Source organism: Roseovarius sp. A-2 (assembly GCF_002072155.1).
Classification (GTDB): Bacteria; Pseudomonadota; Alphaproteobacteria; order Rhodobacterales; family Rhodobacteraceae; genus Roseovarius.
The window spans coordinates 1-22,383 of sequence record NZ_BDIY01000002.1 but is presented as its reverse complement, the minus strand read 5'-3'; the positions used below and the strand labels follow the sequence as shown (position 1 = coordinate 22,383).

At 59.8% G+C, this 22,383-nt stretch carries 19 protein-coding genes and 1 pseudogene; 16 read left to right on the top strand and 4 right to left on the bottom strand.

The genetic code is table 11. The annotated features are described in order from the left end of the window. The first annotated feature begins 4 nt into the window (after window positions 1-4). The 10 genes from BHD06_RS03420 (at window position 5) to BHD06_RS03375 (ending at window position 12,938) form a co-directional block, all read left to right on the top strand. Window positions 5-499 carry a tripartite tricarboxylate transporter TctB family protein gene (locus BHD06_RS03420; protein WP_080455599.1) on the top strand — a complete coding sequence of 165 codons (495 nt, stop codon included), beginning with the start codon at window positions 5-7 and terminating at the stop codon, window positions 497-499. A gap of 4 nt (window positions 500-503) precedes the next feature. After that, entirely contained in the window at window positions 504-2,018 is a 1,515-nt protein-coding gene (locus BHD06_RS03415) for a tripartite tricarboxylate transporter permease (protein ID WP_080455598.1), read from the top strand. Beyond that, window positions 2,011-3,903 carry a thiamine pyrophosphate-dependent enzyme gene (locus BHD06_RS03410; RefSeq protein ID WP_080455597.1) on the top strand — a complete coding sequence of 631 codons (1,893 nt, stop codon included), beginning with the start codon at window positions 2,011-2,013 and terminating at the stop codon, window positions 3,901-3,903. The genes BHD06_RS03415 and BHD06_RS03410 overlap by 8 nt, the downstream gene beginning before the upstream one ends. A gap of 12 nt (window positions 3,904-3,915) precedes the next feature. Then, complete coding sequence (locus tag BHD06_RS03405) at window positions 3,916-5,358, top strand: NAD-dependent succinate-semialdehyde dehydrogenase (protein ID WP_080455596.1); 1,443 nt, start codon at window positions 3,916-3,918, stop codon at window positions 5,356-5,358. A 6-nt stretch (window positions 5,359-5,364) separates the two neighbouring features. Beyond that, window positions 5,365-7,083, top strand: coding sequence for an IlvD/Edd family dehydratase (locus tag BHD06_RS03400; RefSeq protein WP_080455595.1), 1,719 nt, complete (start codon window positions 5,365-5,367; stop codon window positions 7,081-7,083). Between the two features lie 21 nt (window positions 7,084-7,104). Continuing rightward, window positions 7,105-8,679, top strand: a complete 1,575-nt coding sequence (locus tag BHD06_RS03395; RefSeq protein WP_080455594.1) for a Re/Si-specific NAD(P)(+) transhydrogenase subunit alpha — start codon at window positions 7,105-7,107, stop codon at window positions 8,677-8,679. Between the two features lie 15 nt (window positions 8,680-8,694). Further along, window positions 8,695-10,191 carry an NAD(P)(+) transhydrogenase (Re/Si-specific) subunit beta gene (locus BHD06_RS03390; protein WP_080455593.1) on the top strand — a complete coding sequence of 499 codons (1,497 nt, stop codon included), beginning with the start codon at window positions 8,695-8,697 and terminating at the stop codon, window positions 10,189-10,191. 65 nt (window positions 10,192-10,256) lie between these two features. Further along, the gene (locus tag BHD06_RS03385) at window positions 10,257-11,474 is read left to right on the top strand and encodes a CynX/NimT family MFS transporter (protein WP_080455592.1); all 1,218 of its coding nucleotides are present in this window, start codon (window positions 10,257-10,259) and stop codon (window positions 11,472-11,474) included. Continuing rightward, complete coding sequence (locus BHD06_RS03380) at window positions 11,437-12,501, top strand: phosphoenolpyruvate carboxykinase (ATP) (RefSeq protein ID WP_139784624.1); 1,065 nt, start codon at window positions 11,437-11,439, stop codon at window positions 12,499-12,501. The genes BHD06_RS03385 and BHD06_RS03380 overlap by 38 nt, the downstream gene beginning before the upstream one ends. 2 nt (window positions 12,502-12,503) lie before the next feature. Continuing rightward, a complete protein-coding gene (locus BHD06_RS03375; RefSeq protein ID WP_080455590.1) occupies window positions 12,504-12,938 on the top strand; it encodes a BLUF domain-containing protein in 435 nt (144 codons plus the stop codon). Window positions 12,939-13,160: 222 nt separating this feature from the next. Here BHD06_RS03375 and BHD06_RS03370 read toward each other — a convergent pair whose 3' ends face one another. From BHD06_RS03370 to BHD06_RS03360, 3 genes are all read right to left on the bottom strand, one after another. After that, a complete protein-coding gene (locus tag BHD06_RS03370) occupies window positions 13,161-13,406 on the bottom strand; it encodes a hypothetical protein (RefSeq protein ID WP_254892298.1) in 246 nt (81 codons plus the stop codon). A 163-nt stretch (window positions 13,407-13,569) separates the two neighbouring features. Then, entirely contained in the window at window positions 13,570-14,757 is a 1,188-nt protein-coding gene (locus tag BHD06_RS03365) for a CaiB/BaiF CoA-transferase family protein (RefSeq protein WP_080455589.1), read from the bottom strand. After that, entirely contained in the window at window positions 14,754-15,725 is a 972-nt protein-coding gene (locus BHD06_RS03360) for a hydroxymethylglutaryl-CoA lyase (RefSeq protein ID WP_080455588.1), read from the bottom strand. The genes BHD06_RS03365 and BHD06_RS03360 overlap by 4 nt, the downstream gene beginning before the upstream one ends. Before the next feature lie 192 nt (window positions 15,726-15,917). On the opposite strand from BHD06_RS03360, the gene BHD06_RS03355 reads away from it, so the two are divergent. The 6 genes and pseudogenes from BHD06_RS03355 to BHD06_RS03330 all read left to right on the top strand — a co-directional run bounded on the left by BHD06_RS03355 (window position 15,918) and on the right by BHD06_RS03330 (window position 21,950). Next, entirely contained in the window at window positions 15,918-16,898 is a 981-nt protein-coding gene (locus BHD06_RS03355) for a tripartite tricarboxylate transporter substrate binding protein (RefSeq protein ID WP_080455587.1), read from the top strand. After that, entirely contained in the window at window positions 16,895-17,326 is a 432-nt protein-coding gene (locus BHD06_RS03350; RefSeq protein WP_080455586.1) for a tripartite tricarboxylate transporter TctB family protein, read from the top strand. The genes BHD06_RS03355 and BHD06_RS03350 overlap by 4 nt, the downstream gene beginning before the upstream one ends. Window positions 17,327-17,353: 27 nt before the next feature. Beyond that, a complete protein-coding gene (locus BHD06_RS03345) occupies window positions 17,354-18,871 on the top strand; it encodes a tripartite tricarboxylate transporter permease (RefSeq protein WP_080455585.1) in 1,518 nt (505 codons plus the stop codon). A gap of 47 nt (window positions 18,872-18,918) precedes the next feature. Further along, window positions 18,919-19,208: pseudogene (locus tag BHD06_RS03340) on the top strand (carboxymuconolactone decarboxylase family protein); the annotation flags it as partial. 243 nt (window positions 19,209-19,451) lie between these two features. Then, entirely contained in the window at window positions 19,452-20,474 is a 1,023-nt protein-coding gene (locus BHD06_RS03335) for an LLM class flavin-dependent oxidoreductase (protein ID WP_080455584.1), read from the top strand. Between the two features lie 207 nt (window positions 20,475-20,681). Then, complete coding sequence (locus BHD06_RS03330; protein WP_080455945.1) at window positions 20,682-21,950, top strand: MFS transporter; 1,269 nt, start codon at window positions 20,682-20,684, stop codon at window positions 21,948-21,950. Between the two features lie 126 nt (window positions 21,951-22,076). Here BHD06_RS03330 and BHD06_RS03325 read toward each other — a convergent pair. Then, window positions 22,077-22,383: transposase (locus tag BHD06_RS03325; protein WP_176214269.1), on the bottom strand; the 307-nt coding region annotated here is incomplete at its 5' end.

Below are 22,383 nucleotides of genomic sequence, written 5' to 3'. Positions count from 1 at the left end.
GAAGATGACCAATCGTGCTCAGGATATAATCGTCGGAACTGTGCTTTTTCTCGTTGGCGCAGGTTGGACATGGTTGGTCATCGACTCGATCCCGCCAGGCTTTGGAGATGGAGAAGTCGGCCCACGAGCCTTTCCAATGGCGTTTGGACTTATCCTGACGGTTTTTTCGGCGATCCTGTTGATGACCCGGATTGCCACTGGCGCGGAGACCGCTTTAGCAGAGGCTTCGGAAGATCAGGATATACCAAACCGGTTGGATTGGGGTTCGGCCCTGTTGGTGCTGGGACAGATCGTTCTGTACGGCTTCCTGCTCGAAAAGATTGGCTTCCTTCTGGCGACACCCGTGGTGGTGCTGCTGGTCATGATCGTGAGCTTACGTGTCCGATCACTCAGGAAATTGCTCGGGATGTCTCTCGGGTTGACCGTGGGATGCTGGCTCATCTTTGAAAAGCTGCTCGGGATTTATCTCGCGAATGGCACCTGGCTGAACGTGGGATAAGACGATGGATGTGTTTCTACAAGCGCTTGCGCTTTCATTTACCCCGATGGCAATTGCCTCAATAGGCCTTGGAGCTTTGGTCGGGCTTGTCTTCGGATCGATACCAGGGCTGACATTTACGGTCGCCCTTGCCCTAGCGTTGCCCATCACTTTCAGCATGGACCCTGTGCCCGCGATCGGATTGTTGCTTGGCACCTATATCGGCGGAATGACCGGGGGATCCGTCTCGGCGATCCTGCTGGGGATTCCGGGAACGCCGTCGGCTGCTGCAACCGTTCTTGACGGGTATCCGATGACCAAACAGGGCAAGGCCTCGATTGCTCTGGGCACGGCCGTGATCGTATCGGTCTTTGGCGGGTTGTTCAGCCTGTTCATCATGATGGTATCCGTTGACCTGGTTTCACGCCTTGCGATCGGTTTCGGACCGGCGGAGATCTTTGCCCTTGTCCTGTTTGGGATGTCCACGATTTGCGGGCTTTGCGGCAATTCACTTCTCAAGGGGCTGATTGCCGGTGCTCTGGGCCTCATGATCATGACCGTTGGCCTTGATGCAATCGATGGAGTGCCTCGGATGACATTTGGCAGCATCAATCTGTTGCAAGGTGTCAACCTTTTGGTGGCCATGATCGGGTTGTTTGCCGTCCCCTTTATTATTGAGGCATTTTCAGGGCGCGGATCGCAGGATCTTCAAACCACGCGTGTCGCCAAAGTCCGCGCTGAACTGCCCTCACTAAAGCTGCTCTTTGGCAAGTTTTCCCTCATGCTGCGCTGTTCTGTTTTGGGCACCGGTATTGGTGCAATTCCCGGAACCGGCGGGGCTATCGCGTCGTTCCTGGCTTATGATCACGCAAAGCGGTTTTCGAAAAAGCCGGAAAGCTTCGGCAAAGGAAATATCGAAGGCGTGATCGCGCCGGAAGCCGCCAACAATTCGGTAACGGGCGGGACGCTCATTCCCTTGTTGTCTTTGGGCATTCCCGGTGATCCGGCGACAGCGATCGTGCTTGCCGGTCTGATGATCCATGGCATTACGCCTGGACCGGCACTGTTCATGAATCATGCCGTAGAAGTCTATGGAATGTATGTTGCCGTAGTGCTTGCCTATGTCTGGGTGCTGGGTCTTCAACTGATGGGGATCCGCATATTCGTGCACGTGCTTAAGATTCCTCGCGAGATGTTGGCTGTTGCCGTGTTGGTTCTCTGTGCGATCGGAGCCTATTCCATCCGCAATAGCGCTTTTGACATCTATGCCATGGGGGCCATCGGCGTTCTTGCTTACGTGCTTGTGGCCGTACGCATCCCGATTACACCCATTATCCTCGGAATGGTGCTAGGACCAACGCTGGAGAACGAGTTCAGGACTGCAATGATGCTGTCCGAAGGCAGTTTCGACATCTTCCTGACCTCTCCGACGTTCTTGGTGTTCTTTGCACTCGCGCTGCTGGTCGTCAGTCTGCAAGTCGCGGCTGAGTTGAAACTGAAAAAGAAAACCTCAGAAAGAATCGAGATGACAGATGCTTGACAAGAACCAAATCTCCGATGGGCCCGAGAACGCAATTCGGAAAAGAGCGATCAGGCTGGTGGTCAAGTCTGTCGAAGAAGCGCTGATTGACGATCAAAACGATGGCGTTGTCGAGCTGACGCTTTCCGAGGCGCTTGTCGTTGGACTGATGAAGCAAGGCGTTCGTCGCTACTACGCAATCTTCGGGCATGGCTCGACCGATCTTGGCGAGGTATTGCGCATTTATCACGAAGAAGGTGCAGTCGACGTCATCAATTGCCGCAACGAAGTGGAAATGGCGCATGCTGCCACGGCCTATGCCTGGGTCTATGGCGAAACGCCTGCGGTTATCACTTCCATCGGCCCTGGCGGTCTACAGGCGATGGCAGGTTCCCTTGCCGCAGCGTCCAATGGTGTCGGCGTTTATCATATCTATGGTGACGAGACGACCCAGGGCGAAGGCTACAACATGCAGCAGGTGCCCAAGCCTGAGCAGGGGGTTTTCGGAAAGATGACCGCGCTTATGGGCCAATCCTACACGCTCCATACCCCGGGTGCGCTGCGCGAATGCATGCGACGGGGGACAGCTTGCGTCCATCACCCGTACAAATCCGGGCCGTTTTTCATCATGCTGCCAATCAACACGCAGCCACAACATACCAAGGTCAATATTGCCACTTTGCCAGGACGTCAGACCTTGCCACCGGTCGCGCCGGCACGATCCGAAAGTCTGGGCACCGCTGTAGATTTCCTGCGTCGTCATAAACGCATTGTCATCAAGGCAGGGGGCGGCACCCGGGCACATTACAAGGCAGTAAGATCGCTTGCCACGCGTATCGGTGCCCCTGTTGTATTGTCACCAGGATCAACCGGGGTTCTGACGGACGCAGATGCCCAGAACATGCATGTCGGCGGCTCAAAGGGCTCGATCTCTGGCAATTACGCGATGCAGAACGCTGATGCGCTGATCGTGATCGGGAGCCGTGGCGTCTGTCAGGCGGATTGTTCGGGCATCGGTTACCCGAATGCACGCGCCGTGATGAACATCAACGGCGATGTAGGCGACCTGACCCACTATGCCAACACGGTATGCCTTCCCGGTGACATCACATCCGTCATCGACATGCTGCTGGAAGAACTGGGCGACGATACCGGCATCGAACTGCGCAAGGATTGGATCGGGGATTGTGCCAAAAAGAAGGATGAATGGACTGAGTTCAAGGCCAAACGGATTCACGCAAAACCGATTGCTGACGATGTCTGGCAGAAACCCGTCCTGACCCAACCTGCGGCGATCCACACTGTCGCCTCTTTCGCCAATGAGATAGGCGCGATCAAGTTCTTTGACGCAGGCGACGTGCAGGCCAACGGATTCCAAATCGTTGAGGACGATACCCCCGGTCAGACCTACACCGAGACGGGGGCATCTTTCATGGGCTTCTCGGGATCGGCCCTTTTGGGCGGCGCAATGATGGCGGATGCCAAATACGCCATTGCCTTCACCGGGGACGGTTCTTTCATGATGAACCCGCAAATCCTGATCGATGCGGTAGAACACGGCGTTCGCGGTATGATTGCCCTGTTCGACAACCGGCGGATGGCCGCGATCACCGGGCTGCAATACGACCAATACGGCCGTGAATTCAAAACCAATGACAGCGTTGAGGTGGACTATGCGGCGATGGCGGCATCAGTGTCCGGCGTCAAGGCTCTTCACGGCGGCTTCACGCGTAGCGCGCTCGAAGGCGCCCTTGCTGAGGCCCATGCACATGATGGCCTCTCGCTGCTGCATATCCCGGTCTATTCGGGGCGCGATCCGATCGCAGGTATGGGAGCCTATGGGTCCTGGAACGTCGGAAACTGGGTCGAAGAAGTTCAGGACGCATACCTGAACGCGACTATCTAAGGAGCTGCATCAATGTATAAAAATCTTGAACTCTTCATCAATGGCGATTGGTGCAACGCTTCGGATGGTGCGACCAAGCCGGTGACTTGTCCGGCATCAGAAGAGGTAATCGGATCTATCGCCGTCGCGGCGGACGATGACATCAATCGGGCACTGTCAGCGGCAAAGGACGGCTTTGAGGTTTGGCGCAAGACCGGGACATGGGACCGGGCGGCAAAGATCCGCAAGGTGGCTGATCTGGTACGCCAAAGGCAGGGTGAGATTGCCCGACTGATGTCATTGGAAACCGGCAAGCCTTTGGCCGAGTCGATGGGCGAAACCGGGGCTGCGGCCGACCAGTTCGAATGGTATTCGGAAGAAACCAAACGCATCTATGGTCAGATCATTGAGGCGCGCACCAGCGACAGTCGAATGGCGGTCATTTATCAACCTGTTGGTGTCGTGGCAGCCTTTTCAGCCTGGAATTTTCCGGCATTGTTGCCGGCCAGAAAGATCGCTGCGGCCCTTGGGGCCGGGTGCTCCATCATCATCAAGCCCGCAGGTGAAACGCCAGCCTCATGCGCCGCGTTGATACAGGCCTGCCATGATGCGGGCATTCCGCCCGGGGTCGTGAACATGTTGACCGGCAATTCGGGCCACATCGCTGAAAGGCTGATACGCTCTCCCATCGTGCGTAAAGTTAGTGTAACGGGCTCTGTTCCTGTCGGGAAACAAATCCTTTCGCTTGCCGCGCAGGGGGTCAAAAAGGTGTCGATGGAATTGGGAGGGCACGGCCCTGTCATAGTCTTTGACGATTTCGACGCCGAAAAGGCCGCCGAAATCTGCGCGCCCACAAAGTTCCGCAACTGCGGTCAGGTCTGCATTTCGCCTACCAGGTTCTACGTTCATGAAAACAGCTATGAGAGATTTGCCTCTCGTTTCGCCGAAATCGCCAGTTCGCTCAAGATCGGTCGGGGATTGGACGAAGGTGTACAGATCGGCCCAATGGCCAACAAGCGCGGTCTTGAGACAATCCAGCGGATGACCCAGGATGCGGTGGATCGCGGCGCTGAGCTTCTGGCCGGAGGCAAGCCCCCTGCTGGTTTCAATAAGGGATACTTCATTGAACCGACCGTACTTGGTCGTGTGCCAGATGATGCGCTGGTCATGACCGAGGAACCTTTCGGTCCCATCGCTCCGATTACCACCTTCACAGAGTATGACGATGTCATCGCGCGTGCCAACTCGCTGCCCTTCGGGCTGGCGGGCTATGTGTTCTCCAACAACCTGACCACCGCGACCTGCGCCTACGAAGATCTCGAGCTGGGTATGGTTGGGGTGAACGAAATGCTGCTCGCCACTGCCGAGGCCCCGTTCGGCGGCGTCAAGGAAAGCGGCATGGGCCGCGAGGGCGGGAGCGTTGGCATCCACGATTACCTGGACCCGAAATACGTCAAGATGAAACTCGCGGGATAAGACAACATGACAGATGATAATGAACAAGGCTTCGCAAGGGGCCTTACCAATTATGGTGACCGGGATTTCTCGGTCTACCTGCGGCGGTCTTTCGCCGCGTCCATGGGATATTCACAAGATGTGCTGAAAAAACCGATCGTTGGTATTGCCAACAGCTTTTCGGGCTTCAACAGCTGCCATCGGCATTTCCCGGAGCTGCTGGAGGCGGTCAAACGCGGGGTGCTTCTGGGCGGCGGGCTGCCGGTTGAATTTCCGACGATCTCGCTAGGCGAAGTCTATCTCAACCCGACCAGCCTGAAATTCCGAAATCTCATGTCGATGGACACAGAGGAAATGATCCGCGCTCAGCCGATGGATGCGGTCGTGCTGATGGGAGGATGCGACAAAACCGTGCCTGCACAGTTGATGGGCGCGGCTTCTGCTGATCTTCCGGCAGTTCAGCTTGTTGCCGGGCCTATGATGACGTCACGCCATGGCGAAGAACGTTTGGGGGCCTGCACCGATTGCCGCCGGTTCTGGGGCAAATACCGCGCCGGTGAGGTCTCTGGCGATGAAATCAACCAGATCGAAGGCCGCCTCGCCACGACGGCCGGCACATGCGCCGTTATGGGCACAGCATCGACAATGGCCTGTATAGCCGAGACCCTCGGCATGTCCTTGCCGGGAACGGCCGCCATCCCGGCCGTCAATGCGGACAGGTTGCGCGCGGGCGAGGCTTCAGGTTTGGCTGCAGCGCGCATGGTCTCTAATCCGATCCGTCCAAGACAGCTGATCACCGAAAAATCCGTTGAAAACGCACTTCGCGTCCTGCTGGCATTGGGAGGGTCCACAAACGCGATCATCCACCTGACGGCCATCGCTGGACGGCTTGGTATTCGCATATCGCTCGACCGCATGAACGAGTTGTCCGACACGACCCCAGTATTGGTCAATCTGAAACCGGTGGGCTCCGCCTACATGGAAGACTTCTTCTATGCGGGCGGAATGGGGGCCGTTCTTCGTGAACTCAAACCCCTTCTGCATCTAGATACGCTCTCGGTCTCGGGTGAAACCCTGGGGGATCGTCTGGAACAGGATCCGGGATATGTGGATCGCCGCATTATCTCCAGCGCGGCCGAGCCACTGGAGCCACAGGGCGGTCTTGTCGCGCTCTTTGGAAATCTCGCGCCGCGTGGCGCCATCCTGAAACGGTCGGCCGCGGACGAACGGTTGTTCGAGAAAGAAGGCCGTGCCGTCGTGTTCAACTCTCTTGAAGACCTGGCCAACCGTGTGGACGACCCTGATCTTGATATCACCGAAGACGATTTCATGGTCCTGCAGAACGCAGGTCCGAAGAGTGCCTCGGGCATGCCCGAGGCCGGGTATTTGCCGATCCCCAGGAAACTCAGCACCAAAGGTGTCAAGGATATGGTGCGCATCTCGGATGCGAGGATGTCCGGCACAGCTTTCGGAACGATCGTCCTTCACGTCGCGCCCGAAAGCTCGACCGGCGGAGTTCTGGGGCTGGTCGAGAACGGAGACCGAATCCGGCTGTCGGTCAAGAGCAAGCGCATCGAACTCCTGGTGGACGACGCCGAACTGGATCGACGCCGCGCGCAATGGACCTCCGACAACGAACCCCCCGACACGCGGCGCGGGTATGACCGGCTTTATGCCGAACAGGTTCTTCAGGCGGACGAAGGCTGCGATTTCGCGATCCTGCAGCTTAACCCTCTGGAAAAGTAAGTTAAACAGGGACAACGACGGATGAAAATCGGGACACCAAAAGAAACTTTCGAAGGGGAAGCGCGGGTCGCCATGACGCCTGACTCTGCGCGCCAACTTCAAAAACTGGGCTATGATTGCCTGATCGAGATCGGGGCGGGCACCAGGGCCGGTTTCTCCGACGCCACATATGAAGAGGCCGGTGTCACCGTTGTGGGCAGCGCCGCCGATCTGTGGGCCCAGGCTGACATCATCGCCAAGGTGCGGCAGCCGGAAAGCTCCGAGCTTGGTTACCTTACCGCTGACAAGACATTGATTTCTTTCTTTAATCCTGCCGCGAACGAAGAGGGTATGGACGCCGCCAAGACGGCGGGTGCCAATGTGATCGCCATGGAAATGGTGCCGCGGATTTCCCGCGCGCAAAAGATGGACGCGCTGTCGTCGATGGCCAATATCGCGGGTTATCGCGCGGTGATCGAGGCTGGCAACAACTTTGGCCGGTTCTTCACCGGTCAGATCACAGCCGCAGGCAAGGTGCCCCCGGCCAAGGTTCTGGTCGTGGGTGCCGGAGTGGCCGGTCTGGCCGCGATCGGGACGTCCACGTCGCTGGGCGCGATCACCTATGCGTTCGACGTGCGGCCCGAAGTGGCCGAACAGGTCGAATCGATGGGCGCGGAATTCGTCTATCTCGATTTCGAGGAAGAGCAGCAGGATGGCGCGGCCTCGGGCGGGTATGCCTCGGTCTCCAGCCCGGAGTTCCGCGAGGCGCAGCTGGCCAAGTTCCGTGAATTGGCCCCCGAAGTGGACATCGTGATCACCACGGCCCTCATCCCGAACCGCGAAGCGCCAGAGTTATGGACCGAAGACATGGTTAAGGCCATGAAGCCCGGTTCGGTCATTGTTGACCTTGCAGCGGAAAAGGGCGGCAACTGCAAGCTCACCGTCATGGACGAGAAAATCGTGACCGAGGGTGGCGTGACCATCATCGGCTATACCGACTTCCCGAGCCGGATGGCGACGCAATCCTCGACGCTCTACGCCACCAACATCCGTCACATGATGACCGATCTGACGCCGGAAAAGGACGGTCAGATCAACCACGATATGGAAGACGACGTGATCCGCGGTGCGACCGTGACCTATCAGGGCGAGATCACCTTCCCGCCGCCGCCGCCCAAAGTGGCCGCGATTGCGGCGCAAAAGCCGAAAGAGCCGCTCAAGGAACTGACGCCGGAAGAAAAACGCACCGAGGAAATCGCCGCCTTCAAGGCGCAGACCAAGCAGCAGGTTACACTGCTCAGCATTGGCGCGCTTCTGGTGCTGGCCATGGGCCTGATTGCGCCCGCGAGCTTCATGCAGCACTTCATCGTGTTCGTGCTGTCGGTGTTTATCGGCTTTCAGGTGATCTGGGGCGTGGCGCATTCGCTGCACACGCCGCTGATGGCAGTCACGAACGCGATCTCTTCGATCATCATCCTGGGCGCGCTGATGCAGATCGGATCCAGCTCGATCCTGATCACTATCCTCGCCGCTGCGGCGGTGTTCATGGCCTCGATCAACATCTTCGGTGGCTTCCTCGTGACACGGCGCATGCTCGCCATGTTCCAGAAATCGTAAAGGGAGGCCGGGAACATGGACTTCGGATTTACCATTGCGGCCTATGCGGTCGCGGGCGTTCTCTTCATTTTGTCGCTTGGCGGTCTGTCAGGACAGGAAAGCGCGAAACGCGCGGTCTGGTACGGCATTGCGGGTATGGCGATTGCGGTTTTTGCCACGCTCATTGGCCCCGGTGCGGAGCTGTGGTGGCTGTCGATCATCCTGATCGCTCTGGGCGCCATCGTGGGTCACCAGCTGGCCATACGGGTGCAAATGACCCAGATGCCCGAGCTTGTGGCGATCATGCACTCGCTTGTCGGTCTGGCAGCGGTCTTCGTGGGCTTCAACGCCGACCTGATGATCAATAACATCGCCGAAATCTACGAGGCCAACGGCCTTGTGCTGGGTGCGATTGAGGATGGCGGCTACAAGGCCATCGGTCTACCGAAAGAGATCAATGACGGGCTCTCCGCCTTTGGTCAGCTGATCGCCAAGAAAACCGGTGTCGAGATCGGCATCCTGCGGGTCGAGCTGGTGCTGGGCATCTGGATCGGTGCCGTGACCTTTACCGGCTCTGTCATTGCCTATGGCAAACTTGCGGGCAAAGTGGATAGTGGCGCCAAAAAGCTGCCGGGCGGTCATCTGCTCAATGCAAGCGCCGTGATCCTGTCGCTGATCCTCTCGATCATGTATCTGAGCGGTGCGGGCAGTTGGACGCTGGTTCTGCTGACGCTTCTGGCGCTGTTCATCGGCTACCACCTGATCATGGGCATCGGCGGCGCCGACATGCCGGTGGTGGTCTCGATGCTCAACTCCTATTCAGGCTGGGCGGCCGCTGCGATTGGCTTCTCGCTGGGCAATGACCTCTTGATCGTTGTGGGTGCATTGGTGGGCTCTTCCGGTGCGATTCTGTCCTATATTATGTGCAAGGCGATGAATCGTTCGTTTGTCTCGGTGATCCTGGGCGGCTTTGGCGGCCCCGCGGGCGAGCAAATGGCGGTCGAAGGCGAGCAGGTGGCTATTGACGCTGATGGCGTGGCCACGGCGCTCAACGAAGCGGACAACATCATCCTGATCCCGGGTTACGGCATGGCCGTGGCGCAGGCGCAGGGTGCGGTCAGCGAGTTGACCAACAAGCTGCGCGCCCGTGGCAAGAACGTGCGTTTTGCCATCCACCCGGTCGCGGGCCGTCTGCCGGGGCATATGAACGTTTTGCTGGCCGAGGCTAAGGTGCCCTATGACATCGTGATGGAAATGGACGAGATCAACGACGACTTCCCGGAAACGGATGTGGCCATCGTGATCGGCTCCAACGACATCGTGAACCCCGCCGCACAGGACGACCCCAACAGCCCCATCGCCGGCATGCCGGTGCTGGAATGCTGGAAGGCGAAACAAGTGTTCGTCTCCAAGCGTGGTCAGGGTGCAGGCTATTCCGGCATCGAGAACCCGCTGTTTTTCAAGGACAACACGCGGATGTTCTATGGCGACGCGAAAGACAGCATCAACAAACTGCTGCCGTTGATTGAATAGCTTTGCACGCCAAAGGAAAACGGCACCCACGCAGGAAATGGGTGGGTGCCAGCAAGGACCCGGGAATGAGACCGAGCTTTGACAACGGTGAAAAATGGTGCGTTCTCGCAGGTCTCTGGGGGCTCTATTTCTGCTTTGGTCTCGGGTTTACCGGCATCCCGCCTCTGGTTCAGCCGATTCAAGCCTCGCTGGAATTGTCGCCAACGCAAGTTGGGCACATCCTCGGATCATGGCAATTCGTTTATATGTTCTGCGCGATCCCTTGCGCCTATTTCATGGTCCGGAAGGAACCATTGTTTGCCTTGACGGTCGCGGCGATCCTGGTTCTCATTTCACTGGTTCTACGCGTATTTGCACAAGATTATAGAACCTTGCTGCTCACGGTGGCATTGCTGGGAGCCGCGGGGCCCATCATCTCAATCGGGTGTCCCTATCTTGTCGGTCAGATGTTCGACCAACGCTTTTTCGGGTTTGCCATGGGCGCATATGTGACCGCACCGGCGCTCGCGAACATGCTCACCTTTTCTTTGAGCGAACCTGTACTGCTGCCGGCTTTTTCCGGCAATTGGCGCCCGGTCCTCTTGTTTTGGGCCGGTTTCGCCGGATTGTTCGTTCTGTTCTGGCTCATTATCCCTAAGCACGTTGCCAAAAATCGTGACGAGTTGAGTTCGGATGCGATTTCGATCAAGGGCGACAGGTGCTTTGTCGCAACCGTGTGTCTGGTGGGCATCCTGATCTTTTTTGTCGACCACGGGTACAAATCCTGGTTGCCGGAAGTCGTCAGACATGCGGGCTATTCCACAGCCGGGGTTGCTGCGTTGTCGACAGTGTCGATCGGGATGTGGCTTCTGGCGCTGTTGTTGGTTCCAATGATGATCGTGGACACAAGGTCCTACAATCAGGTCGTTTTCCTGTTGTCTGGGCTTTTGATCGCTGGCTCTGTCGGCATCGCGACATTGCAGATCGGACCGGCATTCGTGATGGCATGCCTGGCTGTCGGCTTTTCAATTGGCCCCCTTATGACAATCGGTCTGATGCCGATCGTCGGCCGCAAGGGCATGACGGGCGCCGCCAAGATATTCGTGATGGCCCTTTTCTTTACTGCGGCCGAGATCGGCGGAACACTTGGACCGGTTTTCTTCGGATCCACATTCGACGCACACGGCAACTTCGATATGGCATTTTGGGCCTTTGTGGTCGCGGCATTTCTTATCCCTATGCTCCTGATCCGTCCCGGAAAAAAGCTTGGACAGACCCAAAAAGCAGAAGAAAGCAATGCGTGAACAGGGGCTGCACATTTTGAACCAGAGCCTGCAGGCACAGGGCTACCCGGCACGGTCTGTACGCTATAATGCCGGGGCTGCAGCCCTCTTGGAAACCGCCCTGCTGAAGGGCGAAGGCCGTCTCTCCGAGAATGCCACCCTAGTTGTGAACACAGGAAAGTACTCGGGCCGCTCACCCAAAGACAAGCGCATCATGTCCGAGCCGTCCACGCAGGCGGAGATTTGGTGGGAAGGCAACCGCGCTATGGGCCCATCGAAGTTCGGAACACTAAAGGCCGACATGCTCGCCTATCTGGAAAACCGGGATATCGAAGTTCAGGACCTGGTTTGCGGTGCCGATCCCGTGCATGCCGTCAATATCCGGCTGATCGCGGCCGTCACGTGGCATGCGCTATTCCTGCGTCATATACTGCGTCGCCCCTCTCAGGCAGAATTGCAGGCCTATGTGCCCGACTTCACGATCATCAACCTTCCGGGTTTCCTTGCAGGTCGCGAGCGGCATGGGACTCTGAGCGAGACGGTCGTGGCACTCAGTTTCGGCCAAAAGCTCGTTCTGATTACGGGAACCGAATACTCGGGTGAGAACAAGAAATCGGCCTTTACCATTCTCAACCACCTGTATCCGTCCCGGGGCATTCGTCCTATGCACTGTTCTGCCAAGACTATCCGGTTGTCCCAACAATCGGAGCCAGACATCTGGCGCGCGGTTCATTCCTTTGGGACGGTGCTTGAAAACGTTGTAACGGACAACAAAAGCCAGACGCGGTTGAGTGCCGCCATCGACGGGTCACTGGATGCGGTGGCATTCAAGACAGATCGGGTCCGGGGAATAGAGATTCCCTGTAACGGACCTGCCGACGCACGGCCCTATCTCGATCCATATGAAACGTGGCAGGCCAAGCCAGCATTTAAACAGGCGAAGACTAAGCTTAGATCAAGGATCGAGCCGAAACTGTTAGAAATGGGGCTATCATTCCCCTTGTCGAAGGTTTGGCCAGTGAGACGTATTGAAGGCGAAAGGACGTGAGGATGAAATACATTGTTTACGTTAGTCAGGCAAAGGCGCCGTTATCAAAGGATGCTCTAAAGGAACTCCTAGAGAAAAGTCGTGCCCGAAACGCCGATGATGCGATAACAGGACTTCTGCTTTACCGCTACAGCAAGGATTTCGACAAAGGTTATTTCATTCAGGCAATTGAAGGACCTGATGGTGTTTTGGACGCCCTTTGGGAAAGGATTTCCCAAGATAATCGCCATCATACCATTGTGACGTTGGCCGAGGGTACCGAGTTGGAGCGCATGTTCCCAAACTGGTCGATGGGTTTCAAGAATGTTGAGGCAATTGATCTTGCGGATGTACCCGGATTTGCCAAAATCGAAACTGAGAGTTTCTGGCAAAATCTCAAAGCCAACCAGATGCCGGAATCAGTGGATCTCTTGCGCGGATTCTACGACGGAGACTGAACGGCTACCGGCTTCTTTGATTGCCGCCCGTGATGCAAGAACCTTTTGACCTTGTGGGCGTGAGATCGAGTGCGAACTTCTTTCAGGCCCCGTTGCGTGGCACTTCCACGCGCTGCGGGCCGGGATGGTGATCAGCGGATCCGGTCCAAATCTGACGCGCGAGCCTTTTGCTCTGCCGGTAGTATTGGTTTTCCCATGCCGTTCGCAAGCCGGTTACATGCCCTATTGCTCACGCGCGAACTTGCCGATCCCCGCCTCGTCGAGCGCCGAGAGTGGAGCGAGGAACGTCACCTGGATCACTCCCGGCGCACGCCCGATCTCGATCGCTCCATTGATGGTCACGCGGTTTCTCACCTCGGGAACCGTCATGCCAAGCAGATCCGCAGCGCGAGTCAGCCCGTTCTCGATTACCTCGTTCAGCGCGGGTCCGGTACCGATGACCGAAACAGGTGCCGAAGTAAGGCGCAAGTCCACGGCCGCCAGAGATTTCGCAGGTGAGCCCGAGGGCCGACAGAACGAGGATCAGACTGATCGTGATCCAGAACTGCATGACAGCCTCCCCGGCCCTTTATTCCACCGCGGCTTGCCTGACCGGCACGAATTCGAAGAGTAAACCATGCCGCCGGCACGGTCAGCCGATCACCCCAGCGCGACGAAGCTCGGCAATGCGGCTTGCGTCATATCCCGCATCGCGCAGCACCGCGTCAGTCTGCGCGCCCAGATCCGGCGCGGGATGACGCAGGGCCAGCGGGGTTTCCGAAAACTTCACCGGAAAGCCCGTCATTCGCACCGACCCATGCCCCGGATGCGGCACGTCGAGCACCATCTCCTGCGCGGCGACCTGAGGATCGGACAGCGCCTCGGTGAGGCTCTGGACTTTGCCGCAGGGCACGCCCGCGCGGTTGAGCCGGTTGATCCAGTTATCCTGCGTGTCCCGCGAAAGGGCTTCATCGATGAGGGCATTCAACGCGCCCCGGTTGGCAACACGGGCGGCATTATCGGCAAAGCGCGGTTCGTCCAGCAGGTGTTCGAGGCCAAGCTCGGACAGCAGCCGCCGAAGGATCGGCACGGTCGACGGGGCGACGGCGATATCGCCGTCCTGCGTGCGAAAGAGGCCATAGGGCGACGCGATGGGGTGGTCATTGCCGGTCGGCACCGGGTCGATCCCGGTCGCCAGCGCATTGGCAGACAGATACGCCAGCATCGACATCATGGACATCATCATCGACGTCTCCACCCGCTGCGCCGGGCCGCCAGCCTCGCGCCCGCGTAGGGCCGCGACGGCACCAAGGGCGGCGTAAAGACCAGCGATCAGATCGGTCATGGGCGGTGCGGTGCGCAACGGGCCGCTCTCCGGCGTACCGTTGGTGCTCATGTAACCCGACATGGCCTGCGCGATGAAGTCGAAGGCGGGGCGGTCGGCGTAAGGCCCGGTGGATCCATAGCCGTTGACGCTGACCACGATCAGCTTCGGATTGATCTCGGCCAGCCGGGCGGCGCTGAGGCCCATCTCGTCCAACACGCCGGGGCGGAAATTCTCGGTCAGGATATCGGCATCCGCCAGCAGGCGCTCCAGCACCGCGCGCCCTTCGGGATTGCGCAGGTCCAGAACGAGCGACCGCTTGTTGCGGTTGAAGCTGGCGAAATACCACGACAGGCCGTCGATTATTTCGCCCTGCCCGCGCACATGGTCGCCGCCCGGGCCTTCGATCTTGATCACGTCCGCACCCAGATCGCCGAGGAGCATGGAGCAGAACGGCCCCGACAGGATGCGCGTCAGGTCGATGACCCGCACGCCGGACAGGGGCAACGCGCTCATCCTGCCGCCGTTGCCGTCAGGCCGGGATCGAAACGGCGCAGGCGGGGCCCGGACTTGATGACCTGACCGGGCAGATCACGTCCTAACACGTCCTGCGTCAGCTTCGCCGCGTCGATCAGGCGGTCGAGGTCGATGCCGGTCTCATAGCCGCTTTCGTTGAGCAGATAGACCAGATCCTCGGTGCAGATATTGCCGGTCGCGCCCGCCGCAAAGGGACACCCGCCCAGACCGCCAACCGAGGCGTCGTAATGCGTCACGCCCTCGGCCAGCCCGGTCATGACACAGGCAAGGCCGACGCCACGCGTGTTGTGAAAGTGCAGTCCGATGCCCAGCCCCGGCGCCTTGGCCCGGATCGCGCGTACCGCCGCTTGCACCGTTTTTGGCGTCGCCATGCCGGTGGTGTCGCCCAGACCGACCGATTTCGCGCCAAGCTCCTGATAGCGTTTGGCGATGCGGGCCACCTGTTCCGGCGGCACCTCGCCCTCGAAGGGACAGCCGAACGCGGTCGCGATGCCGCCTTCGATGGCCACGCCTGCCTTGTCCAAGAGCGCGAACACCGCCTCGAAATCCTTGAGCGAGGTTTCGACAGAGCGGTTCACGTTCTTGAGGTTATGCGTCTCGGACGCTGACACCACGCTGTGCACCGCATCGACACCGCAGGCCGCCGCGCGCTCGGCCCCGCGAAGGTTAGGGATGAGCGCGGTGACCACTGCCCCCTCGGGCCGGTCGATTCCGGCCAGCACCTCCTCGGCGTCGGCCAGTTGCGGCACGGCGCGGGGGCTGACGAAGGACGTGACCTGCATATGGCGCAGCCCCGCCGCAAACAGCGCATTTACGATGGCGATCTTGCGGTCGGTCGGGATGAACGTGGACTCGATCTGAAACCCGTCGCGCGGGCCGACTTCGCACACGGTGATGCGGGCGCCATCGGGCACCGGCGTGGTCGCGGATTGGGCGGTATCGGCCATGTGCTGTCCTTTCGTCTGTGGCTGAAACGGGGGGAAGGTCCCGGCGCGCGCACTCTGCCTCGTTTGAATTCACCATTGCAAGAGACGCTGACACCCGGAATTTTCCCGTCGCAATTAACCGGCGCGAGCCCCTTGAAAAAAATGCGGAAATCGCATCCTTTCGATAGAGGTTTAACTGGGAGGTACAAACCGATGATGTTTCAAAGACTGATTTCCGCCAAGCTGGGCGCGGCGATTGCGACCGCCACGACGCTGACCCTGACCGCGGCTCCGGCCACGGCGGCCGAGTGCATCGCACCATCGAACCCCGGTGGCGGCTGGGATTTCACCTGCCGCACGATTGGCCGCATCCTGACCGAGCTGGACCTTGTCAATGGCAACGTGCAGGTTACCAACATGCCCGGCGGCGTCGGTGCCGTGACCTTCGCGATGGTCGCGTCCGAGCGTCCGGCGGATGCCGAACTGATCGTGGCGACATCGACCGTGGGGATCACGCAGATCGCCCAGGGCCGCTATCCCGCGCCGCTCGATTCCATGCGCTATCTCGCCATGCTGGGTGCCGATGTGGGCGTCATTGCAGTGGATGATGAAAGCCCGATCCAGACCCTTGCCGAGCTCAACGAGATCATGGTCAACGAGCCGACCTCGATCGTCACCGCCGGTTCGTCCGGTGCCGGTGGCTGGGACCATATCCGCCTGCTGATGGTGGCGGATGCGGCTGGCCTGACTGATCTGTCGGACCTGCGCTGGGTGCAGTTCGACGGCGGCACCGATGCTGTCACGCAGATGATGGGCGGACAGATCGACGTCGTATCCACCGACATGGGCGAGATCGCGGGATTTGTCGAATCCGGTGACATCCGCATTCTCGCGGCGCTGTCGGATGAGCCAATCCCGGCCTTCCCGGACATCCCCACCGCCGCCTCGCAGGGCATCGACGTGACCGGCTACAACTGGCGCGGGCTCTATACTGGCGGTGACGTCACCGAAGAGGAATACGCGGCTTGGGTCGAAAAGCTCGAAACGCTCTACAACTCCGAAGAGTGGCAGACCGCAGCGACCGAATCCGGCCTCGTTCCGATCTGGCGCGGTGGTGCTGAGTTCGAGAGCTTCGTGCGCGATCAGGCGCAGATCATGGAAGACATCTCGCGCGATATCGGCATCATCGAATGAGCACACGGATCATGGGTGTCGTGATCTTCGTGGCCGCGGCGCTCTACACCTGGCAGGCGGGGGACTATGTCATCACCTTCGGGGATGTGCTGGGTCCGTCGGTCTTTCCGGTGATCGTCGGCGTGCCGATGATGATCCTGTCGGCATCGCTCGTCGTGTTTCCGACGGGGAAGACCGATTGGCCTGCTCCGCAGCGGATGTGGCGGCAGGCAGCGGCGTTGGCGGTGCTGATCGGCTACACCATTCTGCTGCAACCGCTGGGCTTTCCGCTGGCGACCTTCGCGCTCATTGCACTGATCGGGATCATCCTTGGTGGTGAGGCCTGGAAGGCGATTGTGCTGGGTGCGATCATGGCCCCGGCGCTTTGGGCGCTGTTCGATCAGGTGCTTGGACTGCCTCTCGATTTTCTTGGGACGTTATTCGGCTAGACCCCGGCGGGCGCGAAAGGAGACATCATGGAAACCCTGTCGCTTCTGGCCAGTGGTTTTGACGTCGCGATGACGCCGCTCAATATCGGCCTGCTGCTTATGGGCTGTTTCGTCGGCACGCTTCTGGGCGCGCTGCCGGGGCTTGGGCCGGTGAACGGGGTCGCGGTACTGATCCCGTTGACCTTTACCTTCGGGTTCGATCCGACCTCGTCGATGATCCTGCTCTCGGCGGTCTATTTCGGCTGCATGTATGGCGGGCGGATCAGTTCGATCCTTCTGAACATTCCGGGCGACGAACCGGCAATCATGACCACGCTCGACGGTTATCCGATGGCTGTGCAGGGGCAGGCCGCGAACGCTCTGGCAATCTCGGGGGTCGCGTCCTTTGTCGGGGCAACCATCGCGGTGATCGGGCTCTCGCTTTTCGCGCCATTGCTGGCCCGCGCGGCGATCCATTTCGGCCCGGCGGATTACTTCGCGCTCTATATACTCGCCTTCGCCACCATCGGCGGCATCGCCGGGGTCGACCCACGCAAGACGCTGCTTTCCGCGCTGATCGGCCTTCTGTTTGCCACGGTCGGCATTGACCCGATTTCCGGCGTGCCACGTTACACGTACGAGAATTATCACCTCTTTGACGGGATCGAACCCATCGTGGCGCTGGTGGGCCTGTTTGCGATCTCCGAGATCCTGATGCTTCTGGAAAAGAGCGTGAAGGACCGCATCAAGGCGATTCCGGTGGGAGGCTGGCTGCCCGACTGGAGCACGATCTGGAAAACCCGCTGGGCGATGCTGCGCGGGTCCGGCGTTGGCTTTGTCGCCGGCGTCCTGCCCGGCGCGGGGGCCTCGCTCGGGTCGTTCATGGCGTATGTGGCCGAGAAACAGACCTCGAATAAAAAGGGCACCTTCGGCAAGGGCGACCCGCGTGGCGTGGCGGCACCCGAGTCTGGCAACAACGCCGCTGCCGGGGGCGCGCTGATCCCGATGCTGTCGTTGGGCGTGCCCGGCTCCGGCACCACGGCGGTGCTTCTGGCGATGCTGATCTCGCTCAACGTGCAACCCGGCCCGCTTCTTTTCGAACGTCAGCCCGAACTGGTCTGGGGCCTCGTCGCGTCGCTCTACATGGCAAATGTCGCGCTGCTGGTGCTGAACCTGCCGATGATCGGCGTCTTCACCCGGCTGATGATGACGCCCACATGGGCGCTCATGCCCATCGTGGCGGCGGTGACGTTCGTGGGCGTCTACGGCATCTCGAATTCAGTGTTCGACCTTGAGATGATGGTGTTCTTCGGTGTGCTCGGCTACCTCCTCCGCAAGCTGGATGTAAGCCTTGTGCCACTGGTCCTCGGTCTGCTTCTCGGCGGCGATATGGAGCGAAACCTGCGGCGCGCGATGTCGATCTCGGATGGCGACTGGAGCATCCTGATCGCGAGCCCGATCTCGATCACGCTTTATATCATGACCGCCGGTTTCCTGGCCTTGTCCATCTGGCTCGCGGTTCGCGACCACAAGCAAACAAAGTCCGAACGCATGACCGAAGGCTGACCGGCCACCGGGACTAACAGAGAGAGACAGCGCATGTGCAGCAAAGCCTCGAAAATGCCGACGACCTGACGCGGCCCTTCCAAGAGGTGGAGATCGCGTGGTGTTGGGGGTCCGGCGGGGGGACGATGCCATCAACGCCAAGACGCACAGCATGCTGAACCTCGCCATGCCAGGGGCCTTGGGCAAGATGCACGAATGGGAACCGCACTGCCGGGGTGCGCTCAACAATGGCGTCTCGCCCGAGGAGATCCGCGCGATCTGTCATGTCGTGGCGATCTATTGCGAAGCTCCGCAGGCCCACGAGTGTCTGCGCAGCGCGCGCAAGGTGCTGACCTAAGAAGGGCGCCTTAGGCTCTGCACCGCTTGCGCCTAACCTCTCAACAGCCCCCTGTAACGACCTGCCAGACGGGATCGTAGAGCGCTCCAGAAGGTGGGGCCTCGATAGAGGCCGCCAGGACCTCGCGTTTCAACAATGACATTGCTCAAGCCCTCGGAGCACTCTGGCGCGTGGCGATAAATATCCATGCTGTGCCTTGGCTTACCGCCTCTGGGTGCATAGGTGTGGCGAAAGGAACATATCATGCAAAAGTTCTCGCTGCTCGACCTGTCGCCAATCCCCGAAGGCGAAACCGCCGCTGATGCGTTGGCCAATACAGCGGACCTCGCAGTGGCGGCGGAGAAGGCCGGATATCATCGCTTCTGGTTGGCCGAACACCATAACATGCCCGGCATTGCCAGCGCGGCGACTGCGGTGGTGATTGGCCATGTCGCAGCGGCGACCAAGACCATGCGCATCGGCGCCGGGGGCATCATGCTGCCCAACCACGCGCCACTGATGGTGGCCGAGCAGTTCGGGACGCTGGCGACCCTTTATCCCGACCGGATCGACCTCGGGCTGGGGCGTGCGCCCGGCACGGATATGGCGACAGCCCGTGCCTTGCGGCGACACATGGCCCCTGAAGATCGATTTCCACAAGATGTCCTCGAACTGCTCCGCTATTTCAAGCCTGCGAGCGAAGACGCCCCAGTCCGCGCTATTCCCGGTCAGGGAACCCATGTCCCGGTCTGGATACTCGGTTCCAGCCTCTACGGCGCACAGCTTGCGGCAAATCTCGGCCTGCCCTACGCGTTCGCGTCGCATTTCGCACCGGACATGCTGGAACGGGCGATTTCCATTTACCGGTCCAGTTTCCAACCGTCCGAGTCCCTGTCAAAGCCCTACGTGATGTTGGCGGCAGGCGTATTTGCCGCAGAAACCGAGTCAGAGGCGGATTTCCTGCGCTCGTCGCAATACCTGGCATTTGCCAATCTGCGCACCGGCAAGCCCGGCAAACTTCCTCTGCCACAAAAGGATGTGGGGTTGCGGATTCCGCCCCCCATGCTGGCGCAAGTCGAACACGCGCTATCCTGCTCGGCAACGGGCAGCCCCAAGATGATCCGAGCGCAGTTCCAGAGCTTGCTGGATCGGTATCAACCCGACGAACTCTTGGTGACGGGCATGATACATGACCATGAAGCTAGGGTTCGATCCTTCGGGATTGCCGCTGACGTCCTGCACGGGCTGGTCGAGCGCACTCCCGTGGCGGATCCAATACCAACCTGACGTCTTCATAACCACGCCGGCCGTTTGGCCCACCGGTGTGGGCTAGCAGGCGGTGATGCGTCTTGAGGAATTCGGAGGTCTGCCGCCGGCCTGACCCGCCTGCCCGGATTCACCTGCAACGCCGCCCCGATCATTGACCCCCGGCGCGCGCCCGCCTTAGATGTCGGTCTCACGTCGCAGAGGTTCCAGGGCTGGAAGGGGCGATTGGTGCCGCAAAGCACGTCCACGTTATTTCTCTTTCGAAACCAGACGTTCCGCATGCTCTGGATCGCTGCGCTTGCATCGAATTTCGGTGGACTTGTGCAAGCGGTCGGCGCGGCGTGGATGATGACATCGCTGAGCGACTCGCAAAGCATGGTGGCGCTCGTGCAGTCCTCCGTCACCCTTCCGATCATGATCTTCTCGCTGCTGGCGGGGGTTTTTGCCGACAATTTCGACCGCCGCAAGGTGATGTTGATCGCACAATCCTTCATGCTGGTCGTGTCGATCCTACTGGCCTTCATGGCCTACGAGGGCTGGTTGACGCCATGGTTGCTATTGGCCTTCACCTTCATGATCGGCTGCGGCACGGCCCTGCATAATCCCTCCTGGCAGGCATCGATGGGGGATATCGTTTCGCGCGAGGAACTGTCGGCGGCGGTGTCACTCAATAGCATGGGATTTAACCTGATGCGCAGCATCGGGCCCGCGGCGGGCGGTGCGATCGTGGCCATTGCGGGGGCTGCGGCGGCGTTCACGGTCAACGCGTTCAGCTATGTTGGGATCATCACCGCGCTCTGGCACTGGAAACCGGCCACGCCGCAGCGCCGCCTGCCGCGCGAACGGATGGGCAGCGCGTTCTCTGCCGGCCTGCGCTATGTCGCGATGTCCCCCAATCTGATGAAGGTAATCTTTCGCGGATTTCTGTTCGGCCTGTCCGCCGTTGCCATTCTGGCGTTGCTGCCGCTGATCGTGCGGGATCTCCTGCAGGGTGGGGCGTTTGTCTACGGTGTGCTGTTGGGCTGTTTTGGCGCGGGCGCGGTCGGAGGTGCGTTGCTGAATGCCCATTTGCGCGCCCGGTTTCAGAACGAACGTATCACGCGGGCCGCGTTTCTGGCCTTCGCGGTCAGCAGCGTCACGCTGGCGCTCGGCCATCACTATGTTCTCAGCGGCATTGCGTTACTGCTTGCGGGGGCGGGTTGGGTCATTGCGCTGTCGCTGTTCAACGTCACGATCCAGCTGTCGACCCCGCGCTGGGTCGTGGGCCGCGCGCTTGCGCTATACCAGACCGGCGTGTTCGGCGGCATGGCGGGTGGCAGTTGGGTGTGGGGCGCCATTGCCGAAAACTTCGGCGCCGACCGTGCGATGCTGGTTGCTGCCGCTTTCCTAATCGTCGGCGCATTGGCCGGAGTAAGCGTGCCGCTGCCGGATTTCACGGAGCTGAACCTCAATCCACTTAACCCGGATAATTCACGACACCTGTATGATCGGCCGTGAGACCATGTTTTGCGCGAGGGTGCCATGACGAGCTCGAGCGTGATCTGCGTCCGGGTTAACGGCGGACGGCAATGTCCTCTGGGGCTTTTCAAGTTGATGGTTCAGGGTGAACGGGACGTGTCTGCGTCATGCCGGGTGTGGCGGCGCGAGCGCGTCAAACAGTAACCTGATGAGGTTCTGACGTGGGCACGAGGCAGGCAGGGTCATGACGATCCGGGTTTTCTTCTCGACGATGATCGCGGCCAGCTTGACCAGGTGCAGGCGCAGCGTGTCGAACTGGGTATGTCGCCATGGGGACCGTTTCGGACAGGCCGCCCGGAGCGTCCACCACAGCCAGTAGGCACAGCCGTGCAGCATGAGCCGCATCTGATTGGCGCTGGCCTTCGAGCACGACGTGCGGTCCGAGGCGAGATGGCTCTTCCAACCCTTGATG